We start from the raw sequence: 1510 nt of genomic DNA on the forward strand, positions 1-1510 counted from the left end.
ATCTTCGGGTCCGAACCGCAGGCGGCCAGGACCAGGACCGGCAGCAGGACGGCGGTCGCGAGCAGGCGGCGGCGGACGGTGGTGGTTCTCACGCGCCCAGCGAGACCACCTCCCGGGAGAACATCCCGCCGAGCACCCAGTCCATCAGCACCCGCACCCGGCGCTCGGCGCTCGGCAGCCGCCGCAGGTGCCGGGCCCGGTGCAGCCACCAGGCGCGGCGGCCGGTGAGCCGGCCGCCGCGCCTGGTGTGGGCGACGGCCCGGCGCAGCCCGAGCGAGGTCGAGCAGGCGGCGGGGCCGGGCCGGTAGTCGGCCAGGCCCGGGGCGTGCGGCCCGCCGTCCAGGGCCACCACGACGTTGCGGGCGAGCAGCTCGGCCTGGGCGAAGGCGTGCTGGGCGTTGGGGGCGCAGGGGGCTCCGTCCGCGTTCGGGTCCGGTACGGCGGCGCAGTCGCCGGCCGCCCAGACGCCGGGCAGGGCACGTCCGTCCGGGCCGACGGCCTGCAGGGTCGCCAGACATCGCACCCGGCCGAGAGTGTCCAGCGGCAGGTCGGTCTCGCGCAGCAGCGGGGCCGGCCGGACGCCCGCCGTCCAGACCAGGGTGCGGGCGCCGAAGCGGCTGCCGTCGGAGAGCACCACGACCCGGTCGGCGACGGACTCCAGGGTGGTGTGCAGCCGGATGTCCACGCCGCGCTCGCGCAGCTCGCCGAGGGTGTGCACGGCCAGTTCGGGCGACTCCTCGGCGAGGATCCGGCCGGTCGCCTCGACCAGGACCCAGTGCAGGTCCTCGGCGCGGACGTTGTGGTAGCCGCGCACGGCGGTGCGGGTCATGTCCTCCAGTTCGGCGAGCGCGCCGACGCCCGCGTAGCCGGCGCCGACGAAGACGAAGGTGAGCGCCGACTGGCGCAGCGCCGGGTCGCGGGTGGCGGAGGCGAGGTCGAGCTGCTCCAGGACGTGGTTGCGCAGGCCCACCGCCTCGCCGACGGTGGAGAAGCCGAGGCCGTGTTCCGCGAGGCCGGGCACCGGTGCCGTGCGGGAGACCGAGCCCGGGGCCACCACCAGGACGTCGTAGGGCAGTTCGACCGGTGCGGGGGTCTCGCCGGGGCCGGCGGCGTCGGCCAGGGCGCGTCGGGCGGCGTGTTCGATCCGGGTGATCCGGGCGGTGACCACCCGGCAGTCCGGCAGGACCCGGCGCAGGGGGACCACCACGTGTCTCGGGTCGATCGAGCCGGCCGCCACCTCGGCCAGCAGCGGGTGGTAGGTGAAGTAGGCCTGGGGCTCGACGACGGTGATCTCCACCTCTCCGCGCCGCAGCCGTTCCCGCAGGGCGCGCTGGAGGTGGAGTGCGGCGGCCGTTCCGGCGCAGCCGCCGCCGGCGATCAGGATTCTGATGGTGCGCCTCCTGCCGATGCGACGTTTCGTCCGGGGTCAGCCGAGTGAGGATCCGGCTGCGCCGAGGGTGTCCCGCAGCCACTGCTCGACGCCTGCCACGTGCACCGTCGCCCAGGCCTG

General features: G+C 76.2%; 1 protein-coding gene. It reads right to left on the reverse strand.

The features are described 5' to 3' along the window. Positions 1-88: 88 nt before the first annotated feature. A complete protein-coding gene (locus ACIQOV_RS40990) occupies positions 89-1408 on the reverse strand; it encodes an NAD(P)/FAD-dependent oxidoreductase (protein ID WP_401056173.1) in 1320 nt (439 codons plus the stop codon). Positions 1409-1510: the final 102 nt, after the last annotated feature.

The sequence above is a fragment of the Kitasatospora sp. NPDC091257 genome (assembly GCF_044757675.1).
Taxonomy (GTDB): domain Bacteria; phylum Actinomycetota; class Actinomycetes; order Streptomycetales; family Streptomycetaceae; genus Kitasatospora; species Kitasatospora lactacystinica.